General features: G+C 39.2%; 16 protein-coding genes. 14 read left to right on the forward strand and 2 right to left on the reverse strand.

The genetic code is table 11. The features are described from left to right. Positions 1-125 precede the first annotated feature (125 nt). Positions 126-812: a FadR/GntR family transcriptional regulator gene (locus tag JEP71_RS13535; protein WP_160230827.1), complete on the forward strand. Its 687-nt coding sequence runs from the start codon at positions 126-128 to the stop codon at positions 810-812. Positions 813-894: 82 nt separating this feature from the next. After that, positions 895-2,289, forward strand: a complete 1,395-nt coding sequence (gene mdtD, locus JEP71_RS13540) for a multidrug transporter subunit MdtD (RefSeq protein WP_198620263.1) — start codon at positions 895-897, stop codon at positions 2,287-2,289. A gap of 67 nt (positions 2,290-2,356) precedes the next feature. Here the strand turns inward: mdtD and rbsK are convergent, their stop codons facing one another. After that, positions 2,357-3,286 carry a ribokinase gene (rbsK, locus tag JEP71_RS13545; RefSeq protein ID WP_196533598.1) on the reverse strand — a complete coding sequence of 310 codons (930 nt, stop codon included), beginning with the start codon at positions 3,284-3,286 and terminating at the stop codon, positions 2,357-2,359. Between the two features lie 281 nt (positions 3,287-3,567). Between rbsK and ravA the strand changes: the two genes are divergently transcribed. Next, entirely contained in the window at positions 3,568-5,067 is a 1,500-nt protein-coding gene (ravA, locus tag JEP71_RS13550; protein ID WP_198626382.1) for an ATPase RavA, read from the forward strand. Positions 5,068-5,074: 7 nt separating this feature from the next. Further along, positions 5,075-6,532, forward strand: a complete 1,458-nt coding sequence (gene viaA, locus JEP71_RS13555) for an ATPase RavA stimulator ViaA (RefSeq protein ID WP_198626383.1) — start codon at positions 5,075-5,077, stop codon at positions 6,530-6,532. On the opposite strand, the gene asnA is transcribed toward viaA, so the two are convergent. Further along, positions 6,533-7,525 (reverse strand): aspartate--ammonia ligase, encoded by a 993-nt coding sequence (asnA, locus tag JEP71_RS13560; RefSeq protein ID WP_198620266.1) that lies wholly within the window; start codon positions 7,523-7,525, stop codon positions 6,533-6,535. A 159-nt stretch (positions 7,526-7,684) separates the two neighbouring features. Between asnA and asnC the strand changes: the two genes are divergently transcribed. The 10 genes from asnC (at position 7,685) to atpA (ending at position 16,351) form a co-directional block, all read left to right on the forward strand. Then, positions 7,685-8,146 (forward strand): transcriptional regulator AsnC, encoded by a 462-nt coding sequence (asnC, locus tag JEP71_RS13565; RefSeq protein ID WP_023583317.1) that lies wholly within the window; start codon positions 7,685-7,687, stop codon positions 8,144-8,146. 99 nt (positions 8,147-8,245) lie between these two features. Beyond that, entirely contained in the window at positions 8,246-8,686 is a 441-nt protein-coding gene (mioC, locus tag JEP71_RS13570) for an FMN-binding protein MioC (RefSeq protein ID WP_109398565.1), read from the forward strand. A 377-nt stretch (positions 8,687-9,063) separates the two neighbouring features. Further along, a complete protein-coding gene (gene mnmG / locus JEP71_RS13575) occupies positions 9,064-10,962 on the forward strand; it encodes a tRNA uridine-5-carboxymethylaminomethyl(34) synthesis enzyme MnmG (protein ID WP_196533604.1) in 1,899 nt (632 codons plus the stop codon). Beyond that, on the forward strand, positions 10,959-11,585 hold the full coding sequence (gene rsmG / locus JEP71_RS13580) for a 16S rRNA (guanine(527)-N(7))-methyltransferase RsmG (protein ID WP_109850225.1): 627 nt from the start codon (positions 10,959-10,961) through the stop codon (positions 11,583-11,585). Before mnmG ends, rsmG begins: the two co-directional genes overlap by 4 nt. 613 nt (positions 11,586-12,198) lie before the next feature. Then, a complete protein-coding gene (atpI, locus tag JEP71_RS13585; protein WP_109373322.1) occupies positions 12,199-12,576 on the forward strand; it encodes a F0F1 ATP synthase subunit I in 378 nt (125 codons plus the stop codon). A 31-nt stretch (positions 12,577-12,607) separates the two neighbouring features. Next, entirely contained in the window at positions 12,608-13,432 is an 825-nt protein-coding gene (gene atpB, locus JEP71_RS13590) for a F0F1 ATP synthase subunit A (protein WP_072071088.1), read from the forward strand. A gap of 45 nt (positions 13,433-13,477) precedes the next feature. After that, positions 13,478-13,717 (forward strand): F0F1 ATP synthase subunit C, encoded by a 240-nt coding sequence (gene atpE, locus JEP71_RS13595; RefSeq protein ID WP_004246596.1) that lies wholly within the window; start codon positions 13,478-13,480, stop codon positions 13,715-13,717. Positions 13,718-13,778: 61 nt separating this feature from the next. Then, complete coding sequence (gene atpF / locus JEP71_RS13600; RefSeq protein WP_109373323.1) at positions 13,779-14,249, forward strand: F0F1 ATP synthase subunit B; 471 nt, start codon at positions 13,779-13,781, stop codon at positions 14,247-14,249. Between the two features lie 12 nt (positions 14,250-14,261). Then, the gene (gene atpH, locus JEP71_RS13605; protein ID WP_006534344.1) at positions 14,262-14,795 is read left to right on the forward strand and encodes a F0F1 ATP synthase subunit delta; all 534 of its coding nucleotides are present in this window, start codon (positions 14,262-14,264) and stop codon (positions 14,793-14,795) included. Positions 14,796-14,809: 14 nt separating this feature from the next. Then, entirely contained in the window at positions 14,810-16,351 is a 1,542-nt protein-coding gene (gene atpA, locus JEP71_RS13610; protein WP_006534343.1) for a F0F1 ATP synthase subunit alpha, read from the forward strand. Positions 16,352-16,373: the final 22 nt, after the last annotated feature.

The raw sequence follows: 16,373 nt of genomic DNA on the forward strand, positions 1-16,373 counted from the left end.
CTTTTTTTTTCAACAAAACAAAGAAAAACGCTCTATTTTTATGCTGATAGAGTAAAATCCGAACAGCTTTATCCAGCTGACTCACGTAAGATAGAAGATAAATTATGGTATAGGTAATCTTTATTATGCAATTTAACGAGCAACGTTCAGCTTCTCAAAAAAATCTTTCTTATATAGTTGCTGAAAAACTAGGTAAACAAATCCTTTCGGGACATTATGAACCTGAATCTTTACTACCTGGAGAAATAGAACTAGCAGAAATACTCTCCGTCAGCAGAACAGTTATCCGTGAAGCAATCAAAATGCTCGCTGCAAAAGGTATGCTTTTACCTCGGCCAAGAATAGGTACTCGTGTTACTCCAATGCAAAATTGGAATCTATTAGATAATGATCTTCTTAATTGGTGGATAGACAGCGGTGAATTTAATAAGGTCAGCCATTATTTCCATCACGTTCGTTTAGCAATAGAACCTCAGGCATGTTATTTAGCTGCATTTAATGCAACCGAAAGCCAAAAACAGTCTCTTGCTTTATTTGGTAGAGAAATGCAGTTGCTTGATGAGAATTTCGATAGACAACATTGGCTAGATATCGACACTCAATTTCACTATCTCATTTATCAAGCAAGTGGCAATCCATTCTTTGCCTCATTCGGCTCATTATTTCTTTCTGCTTATAAAAAGTATTTCGATCTTATTGTGGGTAATGAAACCGTTCAGCCGGAAACACATAATCAAATTGTTCAGGCAATTATTGATAAGGATGGAAATAAAGCGCGAGATCTCTGTTTAATCTTATTAACGAGTGATTGAATAGTTTTAATACAAATTTTGTAGGTTTTCTGTTTATAATGAAGCGATAATCAAAATATAGAACAAAGACGGTATATGCTTCATGTTGAAATCCGCCAAAAATATGTCTGGGTTGCCTTGGATTGCTGCAATGGCTTTTTTTATGCAGGCTCTCGATGCAACCATTCTTAATACGGCATTACCAGACATAGCAAAAAGCCTTAATCATTCTCCTCTCGCCATGCAATCGGCTGTTATCAGCTATACCTTAACTGTTGCATTATTAATCCCCGTCAGTGGATGGCTAGCTGATAGATTTGGAACGCGTAAAATTTTTATTATTGCGGTTTCTTTATTTTCAGGTGGCTCTTTATTATGTGCACTTTCTCCTAACCTTACTTTTCTTGTTATTTCACGGATTATACAAGGTATAGGTGGCGCAATGATGATGCCGGTTGCACGTCTTGCTTTACTAAGAGCTTATCCGCGCAGCGAATTACTCCCCATTCTCAATTTTGTCACAATGCCGGGATTAGTCGGCCCCATAGCAGGGCCTCTTTTAGGTGGGGTATTGGTTACTTATGCCTCTTGGCATTGGATATTTATTATAAATATTCCTATTGGCCTATTAGGTATTTTCTATGCCATAAAACATATGCCTAACTTCACTATGCCAAAACGTAAATTTGATTTACTTGGCTTTATTTTCTTTGGTTTTGGCTTAGTTATGCTTTCTGTCAGCCTTGATCTTTTTGGTGATAAAAATATCTCTCGATATATTCCTATTGCCATTATTTTAGGTGGATTTTCTTTACTGGGGTTATACGTCAATCATGCAAGACGCCACCAGCAACCACTTATCCCTCTCAATATATTTAAAACACGAACTTTCTCTGTCGGTATTGCGGGAAATATTGCAACAAGATTGGGAACTGGCTGTATTCCTTTCTTAATGCCACTTATGTTACAGGTTGGGTTTGGTTATCCTGCTATTATTTCTGGGATGATGATGGCGCCTATGGCATTAGGTTCTATTTTAGCAAAATCATTTGTCACAAAGATCTTAGTGAAATTTAGCTATCGCCGAACACTCTTTACTATCACTATTATCATTGGTTTGATGATCGCTCAGTTTTCACTTCAATCCCCTGATATGTCTATTTACTATCTTGTCATTCCACTCTTTTTATTAGGTGTGGTCATGTCCATACAATTTACATCAATGAATACAATTTCATTGGCCGATTTAACAGACAACAATGCTAGCTCAGGAAATAGTGTTTTGGCTGTCACCCAACAATTGGCAATTAGTTTTGGTATTGCAGTGAGTGCATCTATTTTAGGATATTTTGATACAGAGAATGTGGGCACTACGGTTGATAACTTTCATTATACTTTTATTACTGTTGGTATCATTACATTACTTTCTTCCTTTGTATTTTTACTCCTTGATAAACATGATGGCGATAATCTAACTAATAAAAAGAAAAAAACCTGATAACGTTATTCAAACTAAAAAAGAGAGCCTAGGCTCTCTTTTTCTTTATATAAGATAGAAAAATACATTATAAAGATGAAGCTAAAAAAGTATCTACCTCATGACGCCATGGTACTGATGGTTGAGCGCCTGCTCGAGTAACAGCAATGGCAGCTGCCGCATGAGCAAATTTAATCGCAGGCATCATAGATTGCCCTTCTAATAAAGCAGTAATTAGCGCGCCATTAAATGTATCGCCTGCTGCGATAGTATCAACAGCTTTCACTTTAAATGCAGGGACAATACAACCTTTACTATTTTTCTCACTTACCCAAACTCCGCGGCTTCCTAATGTAATAAGAACCGTTTTAATACCTTTATGATGCAGAACATCCGCTGCTTGCTGAGCACTTTCATCATCTATCACTTTAATTCCAGTCAGATATTCAGTCTCTGTTTCGTTTGGAGTAATAATATCGACAAGTGATAACAGCTCATCAGGTAATGCTTGAGCAGGTGCGGGGTTTAGTATTACTTGCACATTTTCTTGTTTAGCGATTTCAGCCGCTTTCAATACAGAATCAAGTGGTGATTCTAATTGCATTAACAGAGCATCAGCTTCTTTTATAATATTTCCATGGCGCTGAACATAATTTGTATCTAATCGCCCATTAGCACCAGCATGAATACCAATAACATTTTCACCTTGTTGATTAACGAAAATCAGCGCAACACCCGTTGCGACATCATCAATTAACTCAATACTATTGGTATCAATATTATCTGTTATTAATTGAGCTTTAGCCTTTTTACCAATATCGTCATTCCCTAAACAAGCAAGAAACGAAATATCAGCACCACAACGCCCAGCAGCAACCGCCTGATTAGCACCTTTACCGCCAAATACCATTTGAAATTGGTTACCTGAAATTGTTTCACCAGGAAGCGGAAAATGGGCAACATTAAGAATATGATCTGCATTAACACTACCTAAAATCACAAGTTTCTTCGCTTCCATGATTTTTCCTTACTCTCAGTAATAAATTCTAGATGTATTGCATAAATGACATTCAATATTTTAAACCGATCATCTCAGCAACATTAATGAAAAAACGTGATCACCATCGAAACGTTTCGCTAGTAAAACAAAAAAGAACCAAAAATAAGCAGTAGGAAGCTGAATCGATTTTTGTTATAAACAATTTGTGTGCTAATAGAATGTTTGACTATATGTCAGCAATCCTTTTCTGATATTTTCAGGATGATGACGAAAATAAGTACCCATTATTAGGAGTGTTTATGCAACTTGCAGAGCGGATTTCACAACTTAGCCAATATCTTGAAACTGGGCTTTATGAGCGACAGTCAGCTATCCGTCTTTGTCTACTTGCAGCACTGAGTGGTGAGAGTGTTTTCTTACTTGGCCCTCCAGGTATTGCCAAGAGCTTAATAGCCAGAAGAATGAAAGAAGCTTTTAAAGAGGCTAAAGCATTTGAATACCTAATGACGCGTTTTTCAACACCCGAAGAAATTTTTGGTCCTTTATCTATTCAAGCCTTAAAAGATGAAGGTAAATATCAGCGTTTGGTTGAAGGATATTTACCTGATGCTGAAGTTGTCTTTCTTGATGAAATATGGAAAGCAGGACCCGCTATTCTTAATACGTTATTAACCGCGATTAATGAGCGTAAATTTAGAAATGGAGAAGCTGAAGTTGCTATTCCAATGCGTTTGTTAGTATCCGCCTCTAATGAGTTACCTGATTCAGACAGTAGTCTTGAAGCGCTATATGACCGAATGCTTATTCGTATTTGGTTAACAAAAGTTCAGGATAAGAAAAACTTTCGCGCATTACTTATTAATAAAGAAGTAGGCTCTTTTCATATTCCAGAACATATCCAAATTACCGCAGAAGAGTTTTCACGTTGGCAATCAGAATTAGAAAAGGTCACTTTAGATGACCATTTATTTGATTTAATTTATCAACTTCGTGAGTCTTTAGATAAAAGTGATGCTGCACCTTATGTTTCAGATAGACGTTGGAAAAAAGCGGTACGCCTTTTACAAGCCAGTGCCTTTTTTAATGGTCGTAGTGCTATTTCACCATTAGATCTTATTTTATTAAAAGATTGCCTATGGCATGACCAAGCATCATTTGCATTATTAGATAAGTTATTACAAAACCTTTTAACAGAACAAGCCTACCACCAGCTAGAGTTGATTAGAAAAATAGAAAGTTTATGGGCTGAGTGGATGCAATCGACAAGAAGTAAGCAAGATCAACAGGCTTTTCGTTTTGAAAAACAAAGTGGAATGTTTGGACGAAACGCACATTTTAGCCTATCAGATAAAATGCAGGCTGATAAATTCACCCTGTTTTTACACATCCCTCTTCATATCCATAGTATTCAGGTTAACTTTATTACTATCGAACAAAAAGCATTAGAAAACTTTTTGGCAAAAGGGGATGAGTTATTAGCACGTTTAAATGGTATTGGTTTCCCACAATCAATTAATGCACAAATACGCCAAGATGGCGTATTAGAAATTTTGGATGTGAGTCGTCGAACAACATCTCTTTATCAACAAAAAGAGACAGCACCCGCTGTTCCTATTGAAGATAACAAAGAGTGGAAAGATAAGTTAAAAGATCTGACTCAAGAAATTTATGGTGAGCAGGAAAAATTTAATCATCATCAACCAAATTTATTTATTGATAATGATTGGCTTATTTCCATAGAACAAAGTTTTGTTCAGATTAATGACAAATTGTCGCAATTAAAAAGCCAAATAAAGTAATGATATTATGCTGACACTTTCAACATTAGATATGCTTTTAGCCATAAATGAAGGACAGCTTATTGAGGAAGTTATTATTGCTGTACTTGCATCTCCTCAATTAGCGGTATTTTTTGAAAAGCATCCAAGACTCAAAAAAGCCTTATTGAAAGATATCCATCAATGGAAAAAAAGCTTACAGCAAAGAGTAAAAGAGACATTAGTCCCGACAATGATTGCTGATGAGTTTGCACTTTATCAACAAACGCAGTCATTTGGTAATGCGATGTTTAATCAGCAAGTAGAGAAAATACTGGCTGAATTAAACAAGCTAGACTCCTCTTTTACTGACGAAGCATCACAACTGATTAAAACCAATAAGCCTTTTTCACCCGCTCAACAAGCTTTGTTTATTCAACACTGGCGGATAAGTTTAATTTTCCAAGTCACTGCATTACACAAAGCCCTATTTGACCAAGAACAAGAGCAACTCCTTGCTGAGCTTCAGGAACGTTTGGCACTAAGTGGAAGCTTAAGTAATACATTTTCAGAAAATGAGCGTGCAGCAGGGCGTTTATGGGATATGAGTAAAGGTGTTTTAACAAAAACGCCTTTCGATGAGAAAATTATTCAACGTTATAGCGACTTTCTCGATCAACAACCTGAATTACATAAACTCGCAAGTTTGCTAGGTCGTAGCAAAACAGCGAAATCACTTCCTGAAGAGAGTGTGATTTTTGAGTCAGTCACTATTGTTGAGAAAGCACCAGATACAACACCAGAGCAAGTCAATGGTATAGGGCTCAGTGATGATATCTTACGCTTACTCCCTACAGAGCTCGCCTTGTTAGGTATTAATGAAATCGAATATGAGTTTTATCGAAAGCTGGTGGAAAAACAGCTCAATACCTATCGATTACAAGGAGATAATTGGCAAGAGCGTACTGTATTGCGTCCAGTAACTCATCATCATGATGAAGAAAGACCAAGAGGACCTTTTATTGTATGTATTGATACATCCGGTTCGATGGGGGGATTTAACGAACAGTGTGCTAAAGCTTTTGGGCTTGCATTGATGAAAATAGCACTAGCTGATAATCGTTCATGTCATGTGATGTTATTTTCAACAGAAACAGTACATTACCAATTGTCATCGTCTAATGGTCTGCAAGATCTTATCAAGTTTTTGAATCAGTCATTTAGAGGGGGTACGGACTTAAGTGCTTGTTTAGATAATGTCGCAGAAAAACTAAATAACCCAGCATGGAAAGATGCTGATGCTGTTGTTATTTCTGACTTTGTCGCCCAAAGGTTACCCGAAAACCTAATCAACAAAATCAAAAAAATCCAACAGCAACAGCACAATCGCTTCCATGCGGTTACCCTATCCAATTACGGTAAACCCAGTATCATGAAAATCTTTGACCATATATGGCGTTTTGATACTGGATTAAAAAGTCGTTTACTTCGACGCTGGCGCCAATAATTACAGCATATCGGCGAAAGCTAAACGGGTATCTTTTTCCCATACACCGCATTGTACTTGTCCAATGTGCTCTTTTTGTAGCAGTAGCATCACTAAACGAGATTGGCCAATACCGCCACCGATAGTTTGTGGCATATCACCATGCATTAATGCTTTGTGCCAATCCAGCTCAAGACGCTTAGTATCGTCTGTTAATGTTAACTGACGCATTAATGTTTCAGGGTCGACACGGATACCCATTGATGACAATTCAAACGCATCTTGTAGAACAGGGTTCCAAACAAGAATGTCACCGTTTAAACCTTCAAATCCATCTTCGTTTGGTGTTGTCCAGTCATCGTAGTCTGGCGCTCTTACATCATGAGCTTCGCCACTTGATAATTTGCCACCAATACCAATTAAGAAAACAGCACCATATTCTTTTGTAATCGCTTTTTCACGACCTTTAGCATCAAGGTCAGGATAACGACGCAGTAACTCTTCAGTGTGGATAAATTGAATTTGATCTGGCAGGAACGGTACCAGACCAAACTCTTCGCTGACGGCTTTTTCAGTTTCTTTTATTGCCTGATAAATTTTACCCACTGTCTGCTTAAGATAAGGAACTGTACGCTCTTTATCTTCCATCACTTTTTCCCAATCCCACTGATCAACATAAACAGAGTGGATCTGAGTTAAGCGATCTTCGTCTGGTCGCAAAGCTTTCATATGAGTATAAAGACCTTGACCAGAACTAAATCCAAAACGAGCTAATGTTTTACGTTTCCATTTAGCTAATGAATGGACAACCTCAAAAGTAGAATCTGGTAAAGATTTGACTTTAACTTGTACTGCCTTCTCATGACCAGATAAGTTATCTTGAGTTCCATCACCAAGGCGACTTAAGATCGGTCCTTGAACTTCAATCAGTCCTAATTCTTTTTCCAGCAGTCGTGAAAAATAAGATTTAACAAAGCTAATTTGCTGTTGAGTCTGGATGAATGATTTTTCCATTTTTATATTCCTAGTGGTGATGTCGTGTTTCGCTGATATAGATTAAGCAACAAAACAGGTACTAAATTCAATATACTTCATTAAAAATAGCCTTGCTTGTTTTAAATCGTTAAAAATAACGCTATAAAAATGTATTATCGTTAAAAACAGAGGGGATTTATGGACAATATTTATCAGATCGATAATCTCGATCGTGACATACTTCACGCATTAATGGCGAATGCGAGAACACCTTACGCTGAATTAGCCAAAAAATTCGAAGTAAGCCCTGGCACAATTCATGTTCGAGTAGAGAAAATGAAGCAGGCAGGAATTATTACGGGAACGCGAGTTGATATTAGTGAAAAGCAACTCGGTTTTGATGTCTGCTGCTTTATTGGCATTATTCTTAAGAGTGCAAAAGACTATCACACTGCATTAGATAAATTAGATAAGTTAGATGAAGTTGTAGAAGTGTACTATACAACAGGGCAATACAGTATTTTTACGAAGGTTATGTGTAAAAGTATAGAAGCCTTACAAGACGTACTTATCAACAAAATTCAGACAATCGATGAAATTCAATCAACAGAAACTCTGATCTCACTGCAAAACCCGATAATAAGGACGATCAAGCCATAAGGGTAAATTCTTATTTTTTTTATAACCACATTATCCACAGGTAGATCCCAAGTGATTCACAGCGTACAATAGCGCGTCTTAAACATAAGGAGATCATTAATGAAAAAAGTCACTCTTATTAGTGGCAGTACCATGGGTAGTGCTGAATATGTCGCAGAACACCTTGCAGAGATCTTATCTGATGAAGGGTTTGAGACGGATCTGCACCATGGGCCTTCTCTTAATGATCTTCCAAATGAAGGGATCTGGCTGGTGGTCACATCAACACATGGTGCAGGTGATCTTCCTGACAACCTACAGCCTTTTGCTAATGAAATATCGGCTGACTCCGTTGATCTTAGTAATGTCACCTTTGGTGCGATCGGCATAGGAAGTAGTGAATATGACACTTTCTGCGGTGCGATCAGAACATTGGATCAAAAATTGGTGGAAAAAGGGGCTACTCGCCTTGGCGATCGTCTCGAAATTGATATTCAAAAGTACGACATTCCGGAAGATCCAGCTGAAGAATGGATAGCTTCTTGGAAAAATTTACTTTAAATTGCACAAAAAAACAGCAAACGAATGTGGATAACTCTGCTTAAAAGCAGGGGTTAACCCGTAGTTATCCATTGTATAAGGCTATATCAAGAAATGACCTGTGCATAAGTCGTCATTTTGATCCCAGCTTATCAGCAGATAGATCACGGATCATTCACAGTATATGATCCTTTACACTTTTATGATCTTTAAATAGAAAATCCACTTATCCACAGAGGATCGCTTCCTTAATAAAAGATCTAATAAAGAGATCTTTAAATAAAAAGATCTTTAAATAATTACCTGCGGATCTGCTCGCTTGTATCTGTCAAAAAGTTGAGTAGAATTCGTTTTCCCAATGCAACACATTCAGCATTCGTAACATTTAAGGTTCACACATGTTTTATCCAGAACACTTTGACGTCATTGTCATCGGTGGTGGTCACGCCGGTACAGAAGCCGCTATGGCTGCAGCTCGTATGGGGCGTCAAACCCTATTACTGACCCACAATATTGATACTTTGGGCCAAATGTCTTGTAACCCAGCTATTGGTGGGATTGGTAAAGGGCATCTGGTAAAAGAGATCGATGCCATGGGTGGATTAATGGCAACCGCTATTGACCATGCAGGGATCCAATTCAGAACCCTTAACGCAAGTAAGGGACCAGCTGTAAGAGCAACAAGAGCACAAGCTGACCGTGTTCTTTATCGCCAAGCTGTTCGTACTACTCTTGAAAATCAACCTAATTTAATGATCTTCCAACAACCAGTTGAAGATCTCATTGTTGAAAACGACCAAGTAACAGGTGCTGTTACTCGCATGGGCTTAAAATTCCGTGCTAAGTCTGTTGTTCTAACTGTAGGTACTTTCCTTGATGGAAAAATCCATATTGGTTTAGAAAATTACAGTGGGGGTCGTGCAGGTGACCCACCATCAGTTTCGTTATCACACAGGCTACGCGAACTACCTTTACGTGTAGGTCGTTTAAAAACAGGCACACCACCTCGTATTGATGCTAGAACTATTGATTTTAGCCAATTAGCCGTTCAGTTGGGTGATACTCCAATGCCTGTTTTCTCGTTTTTAGGTAATGTGGATCAGCATCCTGAACAAATGCCTTGCCATATCACATACACAAACGAAAAAACGCACGATGTTATTCGTAATAACCTCGATCGTAGCCCAATGTACGCTGGTGTCATCGAAGGAATAGGTCCTCGTTATTGCCCATCTATTGAAGATAAGGTGATGAGATTTGCTGATCGTAATTCACATCAGATCTTTTTAGAGCCTGAAGGTTTAACAAGTAACGAAATTTACCCAAATGGTATTTCAACAAGCTTACCTTTTGATGTTCAAATGCAAATCGTAAATTCCATGAAAGGTATGGAAAACGCGAAGATCATTAGACCTGGTTATGCAATTGAATATGACTTCTTCGATCCTAGAGATCTAAAACAAACTCTAGAAAGCAAATTTATCAATGGGTTATTCTTTGCTGGGCAAATTAACGGTACAACCGGTTATGAAGAAGCGGCGGCTCAAGGTATGCTTGCTGGGCTTAATGCGGCACGTTACGCCTTCGATCAAGAAGGTTGGTTCCCACGTCGTGATCAAGCATACATTGGTGTATTAGTTGACGATCTTTGCACACTAGGCACAAAAGAACCGTACCGTATGTTTACCTCTCGTGCAGAATATCGCTTGATGTTACGTGAAGATAATGCAGATTTACGTCTGACGGAAATTGGACGTGAATTAGGCATGGTTGATGATAACCGTTGGGCACAATTTAGCGAAAAAGTTGAGTTAGTTGAAAAAGAGCGCCAACGTTTAAGAGATATCTGGGTTCATCCTAAAGCAGATAATATTTCTGAAATTAACGAGTTACTTAATACACCACTATCTAAAGAAGCTAATGGTGAAGATTTATTACGTCGCCCTGAAATGACGTATGACATTTTGAAAAAAATCCCTCGTTTTGCACCAGGTATTGATGATTCAAAACCACAAGCTGCTGAACAAGTTGAGATCCAAGTTAAGTACGAAGGTTATATTAGTCGCCAGCAAGAAGAGATTGAAAAACAACTGCGCAATGAAAATGCAGCGCTACCGATAGATCTGGACTATAAGCAAGTTAGCGGATTATCTAACGAAGTTATTGCGAAACTTAACGATCACAAACCCACATCGATCGGACAAGCATCGCGGATCTCAGGTGTTACACCTGCGGCTATTTCCATTTTATTAGTTTGGTTGAAAAAACAAGGCCTATTACGCAGGAGCGCATCATGAGTGACTTACTTAATCGGCTAAAAAAGCTGGCTAAGCAAGCCAATATTGAGCTTACAGATATTCAAGCTGAAAAACTCACTGGCTATGTTGCTATGCTTGATAAATGGAATAAAGCATACAACCTCACATCAGTGAGAGATCCACAACAAATGCTTATCCGTCATATTTTGGATAGTATTGTTGTTAGTCAATATCTTGAAGGTGAAAGATTTATTGATGTGGGTACAGGGCCTGGTTTACCGGGTATCCCTTTAGCGATAATGCGTCCCGATCACCACTTTGTATTATTGGATAGCTTAGGCAAGCGGGTTCGCTTTATGAAACAAGTTCAGCACGAGCTAGGACTTAATAATATCGAGCCAGTTCAATACCGTGTTGAAGAGTACCAAACAGAGAAGCCTTTTGATGGTGTTATCAGCCGAGCATTTGCCTCTATGAACGATATGCTCTCTTGGTGCTCTCATTTAGTGACTGAAGAACACGGTCGTTTCTATGCACTGAAAGGACAAATTCATCAAGAAGAGTTGGATGAACTTGCTGATAATGGATTAAAAATGCCTGAAAAAGTGATTAGCTTATCCATACCTGAATTGAATGAACAAAGACATTTGGTGATTATTTAATCAAATATTTAGTGTTTCACTGATCCTTTTTTCATTTTTTGTGCTCTGGCGATAACATTTACAATGTTATCGCCATTTGCTTTAGGGGGAATTATACGAAGTATTAAAATTCACTTTAATAGAACAATAATTTAACAATATATTATCTTTTGCTTTAATTCCCTTTGTTGCCTGCGTTTTTCTCTTTTTATTTCCAAAATAAATTAATAATTCTGTGCATTATAAAAATATTGAATTTATTTAATTAAAAATCGATTAATTATTTTTCAATTGCCACTAAATTGTTCATAAAAGGGAAGTTATTTGTTAACTCTGTTATATATTTTATGAAATAAGCTTTATTTATACTTTTATATTTGTGATGTATATCACGCTATTTATTTTATTCAGCTCTATTATTTTTACTCTTTTTGTTCTTAATCATTTTTCATAAATGGAACCTTGGTAAGAAATTTAAATTAATCTTCACTTTTTCGCTACTTATTGATTGAATTCATTGCCACGCCCCGTATAATTTGCTCGTTTTTGTCACTTGACACTTTATAGCAAAGACAGTTTGATACATCATTCAGTAATACCTTTTACGATAGCTAGTCTGGAGAATACAAACGTCATGTCTGTCTCCCTCTACAGCGGGAAAGTTGCACTGAAACTGTTATTTTTGCAGTTTATGACTTTTGTTATTCTCAGTGCGGGTTTCTACTTAAAGAGTACAGACTGGAGTTTTTCGGCTTTTTTAGGCGGGTTGGCATGTTGGTTACCCAATATTGCTTTTCTTTTGTTAATGCGCTTACAAAAAGTCAACGAAGAAGAAGCTCCAGTTCGCATAAACTGGCTTTTTGCTTTCAGTGAAGGGTTGAAGGTTATATTATCAATAGCCTTGCTGATTGTTGCTTTAGGAGTGTTTAAAGCGGCATTTGCACCACTGGTCATGACCTACTTAGCGGTGCTTGTTATGCAGGTCGTTGCACCAGCCGTCATTAACGGTTAGCGTTTTTAACAACAAAAGGGTAATTGGCATCATGTCTGCATCAGGAGAAGCATTAACCACTAGAGACTACATAGGTCACCACCTGAATAACCTTCAGTTGGACCTGCGTACTTTCGAGTTGGTCAATCCCCATGCTGAAAATGCGCCATCATTCTGGGTGTTAAATATTGACTCACTTTTCTTTTCAGTACTGATGGGAGCACTATTCCTATGGCTGTTTAGAAAAGTAGCAGTAAGAGCAACCAGTGGCGTACCGGGAAAATTCCAGACTGCAGTAGAAATGATCATTGGTTTCGTTGATAGCAGCGTCCGTGATATGTATCACGGAAAGAGCAAGGTCATTGCACCTTTGGCATTGACTGTGTTCGTTTGGGTGCTGTTAATGAATGCCCTGGATTTATTACCAATCGACTTCATCCCTTATATCGGTGAACACATCTTAGGGTTACCTGCGTTACGCATCGTTCCGACTGCGGACGTGAGTATTACTCTATCGATGGCAATTGGTGTATTTATCCTGATCCTTTTCTATAGCATTAAGATGAAAGGCATAAAAGGGTTTACAAAAGAGCTGACTTTACAGCCTTTTAATCACCCAATTTTTATTCCTGTCAACTTAATCTTAGAAGGGGTAAGCCTGCTATCAAAACCTGTTTCCCTCGGTCTTCGACTGTTTGGTAACATGTATGCAGGTGAACTGATCTTTATTCTTATTGCTGGTCTGTTACCGTGGTGGTCACAGTGGTTATTAAGCCTTCCTTGGGCGATATTCCACATACTGATTATTACGTTACAAGCATTTATTTTCATGGTTCTAACGATTGTCTATCTGTCGATGGCATCTGAAGAACATTAATTATTAACTCTTTGAAGAAATAACTGAAACAAACTGGAGACTGTCATGGAAAACCTGAGTATGGATCTGCTGTACATGGCTGCCGCTATTATGATGGGTTTAGCTGCAATCGGTGCTGCAATCGGTATCGGAATCCTCGGAGGCAAATTTTTAGAAGGTGCTGCTCGTCAGCCTGATCTGATCCCTCTTCTGCGTACACAGTTCTTTATCGTTATGGGTCTGGTTGACGCCATCCCAATGATTGCTGTGGGTCTGGGCCTTTACGTGATGTTTGCTGTTGCCTAATGATGGCAATGAGCAGTAAAAGCATCAAGTTAGTTAATAACCAAGAAAGAGGTATTGTGCTGTGAATTTAAATGCAACAATCCTCGGCCAGGCCATCGCATTTGTCCTGTTTGTTTTGTTCTGTATGAAATTTGTATGGCCACCAATTATGGCGGCCATTGAAAAACGTCAAAAAGAAATTGCTGACGGTTTATCATCTGCAGAACGTGCTAAAAAGGACTTAGATTTAGCGAAAGCCGATGCAGGCGATCAGCTAGCAAAAGCAAAAGCAGAAGCTCAAGCAATCATTGAATCAGCGAATAAACAACGCACTCAAATGATTGAAGATGCTAAAGCAGAAGCAGAGCAAGAACGTAGTAAGATCGTTGCACAAGCTCAATCCGAACTGGATGCAGAGCGTAAACGTGCTCGTGAAGAACTTCGTAAACAAGTCGCAATGCTGGCTATTGCAGGTGCCGAGAAAATTATTGAACGTTCCGTGGATGAAGCTGCTAATAGCGACATCGTTGATAAACTGGTCGCTGAACTGTAAGGAGGGAGGGGCATGTCTGAAATAGCAACGGTAGCTCGCCCCTACGCCAAAGCAGCTTTTGACTTTGCTGTGGAAAACCAGGCTGTCGATAAATGGCAGGTTATGCTGGCGTTCACCGCTGAAGTAGCACGCAATGAGCAGGTAACCGAATTACTTTCTGGTTCTTTAGCATCAGAAAAACTGGCTGACATCTTTGTCGACCTTTGTGGCGAACAATTAGATGGTCATGCTCAGAATTTAATTCGTGTTATGGCTGATAATGGCCGTTTATCAACGTTGCCTGAAGTATTGAGCCAATTTATTCAATTGCGCGCAGTACTAGAGTCAACGGTTGACGTTGAAGTAACTTCTGCCATTGAGCTAACTAAACAGCAGCTAGCTAACATTTCTGCAGCGATGGAAAAACGTCTATCACGCAAAGTGAAGCTGAATTGCAAAATTGATAAGTCTGTTATCGCAGGCATGATTATACGCGCCGGTGACCTCGTCATCGATGGCAGTATTCGTGGCCGTTTAGAGCGATTAACAGACGTCTTGCAGTCTTAAGGGGACTGGAGCATATGCAACTGAATTCCACTGAAATCAGCGAACTGATCAAGCAGCGCATTGCTCAGTTCAATGTAGTGAGTGAAGCTCACAATGAAGGTACGATTGTATCCGTTAGTGACGGTATCATTCGTATCCACGGTTTAGCCGAAGTTATGCAGGGTGAGATGATCGCACTGCCGGGTAACCGTTTCGCTATCGCACTGAACTTAGAGCGCGACTCTGTTGGTGCGGTTGTGATGGGTCCTTATGCTGACTTAGCAGAAGGCATGAAAGTTAAATGTACAGGTCGTATTCTGGAAGTACCTGTTGGGCGTGGTCTGCTTGGCCGTGTGGTAAACACACTGGGTGAGCCGATTGATGGTAAAGGTGCAGTAGAGCATGATGGATTCTCACCTGTTGAGATGATTGCTCCTGGTGTTATCGACCGTCAATCAGTTGATCAGCCTGTACAAACAGGTTACAAATCCGTCGATGCCATGATCCCAATTGGTCGTGGTCAGCGTGAATTGATCATCGGTGACCGTCAAACAGGTAAAACTGCTCTGGCTGTCGATGCGATCATCAACCAACGCGACTCTGGCATTAAATGTATATATGTCGCTATCGGTCAGAAAGCCTCTACTATTTCGAACGTTGTTCGTAAATTAGAAGAACATGGCGCGTTAGAAAACACCATTGTTGTTGTTGCTTCTGCATCAGAATCAGCAGCGCTGCAATACCTAGCTCCTTATTCAGGTTGCGCAATGGGTGAATACTTCCGTGACCGTGGTGAAGATGCCCTGATTATTTATGATGACCTGTCTAAACAGGCTGTCGCATACCGTCAAATTTCACTGTTACTTCGTCGTCCACCTGGACGTGAAGCATACCCTGGTGACGTTTTCTATCTGCACTCCCGTTTACTTGAGCGTGCTGCTCGCGTTAATGCTGAGTACGTAGAAGCATTCACTAATGGTGAAGTTAAAGGTAAAACCGGCTCTCTGACTGCGTTACCAATTATCGAAACGCAAGCAGGGGACGTTTCTGCATTCGTTCCTACGAACGTAATCTCTATTACCGATGGTCAGATCTTCTTAGAATCTAACCTGTTTAACGCAGGTATCCGTCCAGCTGTTAACCCAGGGATCTCCGTATCTCGTGTTGGTGGTGCAGCTCAGACTAAGATCATGAAGAAACTTTCTGGTGGTATCCGTACTGCTCTTGCGCAGTATCGTGAGCTGGCAGCATTCTCACAGTTCGCTTCCGATCTGGACGATGCTACCCGTAAACAATTAAACCACGGTCAGAAAGTGACTGAATTGCTGAAACAGAAACAGTACGAACCAATGTCTGTCGCACAACAGTCTTTATCACTGTTTGCAGCAGAACGTGGTTATCTGGAAGATGTTGAAATTTCAAAAGTTGTGCCATTTGAAGCGGCTTTATTAGCTTATGCCTCTCGTGAACATGCTGATTTATTGAAAGAAATCAACCAGACTGGTACTTATAACGAAGAAATCGAAGCGAAGCTGAAAGGCGTGCTAGAAAACTTCAAAGCGACTCAGTCCTGGTAATAACTATTCGGCCTAATAGTTA

Origin of the sequence: Proteus sp. PR00224, assembly GCF_016238105.1 — a bacterium.
GTDB lineage: Bacteria > Pseudomonadota > Gammaproteobacteria > Enterobacterales > Enterobacteriaceae > Proteus.

What these genes read in the sequence shown, in the direction of transcription:
- asnC (WP_023583317.1), top strand. Translation starts at nt 7,685, where the DNA reads ATGGACAATATTTATCAGATCGATAATCTCGATCGTGACATACTTCAC.
- mdtD (WP_198620263.1), top strand. Translation starts at nt 895, where the DNA reads ATGTTGAAATCCGCCAAAAATATGTCTGGGTTGCCTTGGATTGCTGCA.
- rbsK (WP_196533598.1), bottom strand. Translation starts at nt 3,286, where the DNA reads ATGGAAGCGAAGAAACTTGTGATTTTAGGTAGTGTTAATGCAGATCAT.
- JEP71_RS13535 (WP_160230827.1), top strand. Translation starts at nt 126, where the DNA reads ATGCAATTTAACGAGCAACGTTCAGCTTCTCAAAAAAATCTTTCTTAT.
- atpI (WP_109373322.1), top strand. Translation starts at nt 12,199, where the DNA reads ATGTCTGTCTCCCTCTACAGCGGGAAAGTTGCACTGAAACTGTTATTT.
- viaA (WP_198626383.1), top strand. Translation starts at nt 5,075, where the DNA reads ATGCTGACACTTTCAACATTAGATATGCTTTTAGCCATAAATGAAGGA.
- asnA (WP_198620266.1), bottom strand. Translation starts at nt 7,525, where the DNA reads ATGGAAAAATCATTCATCCAGACTCAACAGCAAATTAGCTTTGTTAAA.
- mnmG (WP_196533604.1), top strand. Translation starts at nt 9,064, where the DNA reads ATGTTTTATCCAGAACACTTTGACGTCATTGTCATCGGTGGTGGTCAC.
- ravA (WP_198626382.1), top strand. Translation starts at nt 3,568, where the DNA reads ATGCAACTTGCAGAGCGGATTTCACAACTTAGCCAATATCTTGAAACT.
- atpB (WP_072071088.1), top strand. Translation starts at nt 12,608, where the DNA reads ATGTCTGCATCAGGAGAAGCATTAACCACTAGAGACTACATAGGTCAC.
- atpA (WP_006534343.1), top strand. Translation starts at nt 14,810, where the DNA reads ATGCAACTGAATTCCACTGAAATCAGCGAACTGATCAAGCAGCGCATT.
- rsmG (WP_109850225.1), top strand. Translation starts at nt 10,959, where the DNA reads ATGAGTGACTTACTTAATCGGCTAAAAAAGCTGGCTAAGCAAGCCAAT.
- atpE (WP_004246596.1), top strand. Translation starts at nt 13,478, where the DNA reads ATGGAAAACCTGAGTATGGATCTGCTGTACATGGCTGCCGCTATTATG.
- mioC (WP_109398565.1), top strand. Translation starts at nt 8,246, where the DNA reads ATGAAAAAAGTCACTCTTATTAGTGGCAGTACCATGGGTAGTGCTGAA.
- atpH (WP_006534344.1), top strand. Translation starts at nt 14,262, where the DNA reads ATGTCTGAAATAGCAACGGTAGCTCGCCCCTACGCCAAAGCAGCTTTT.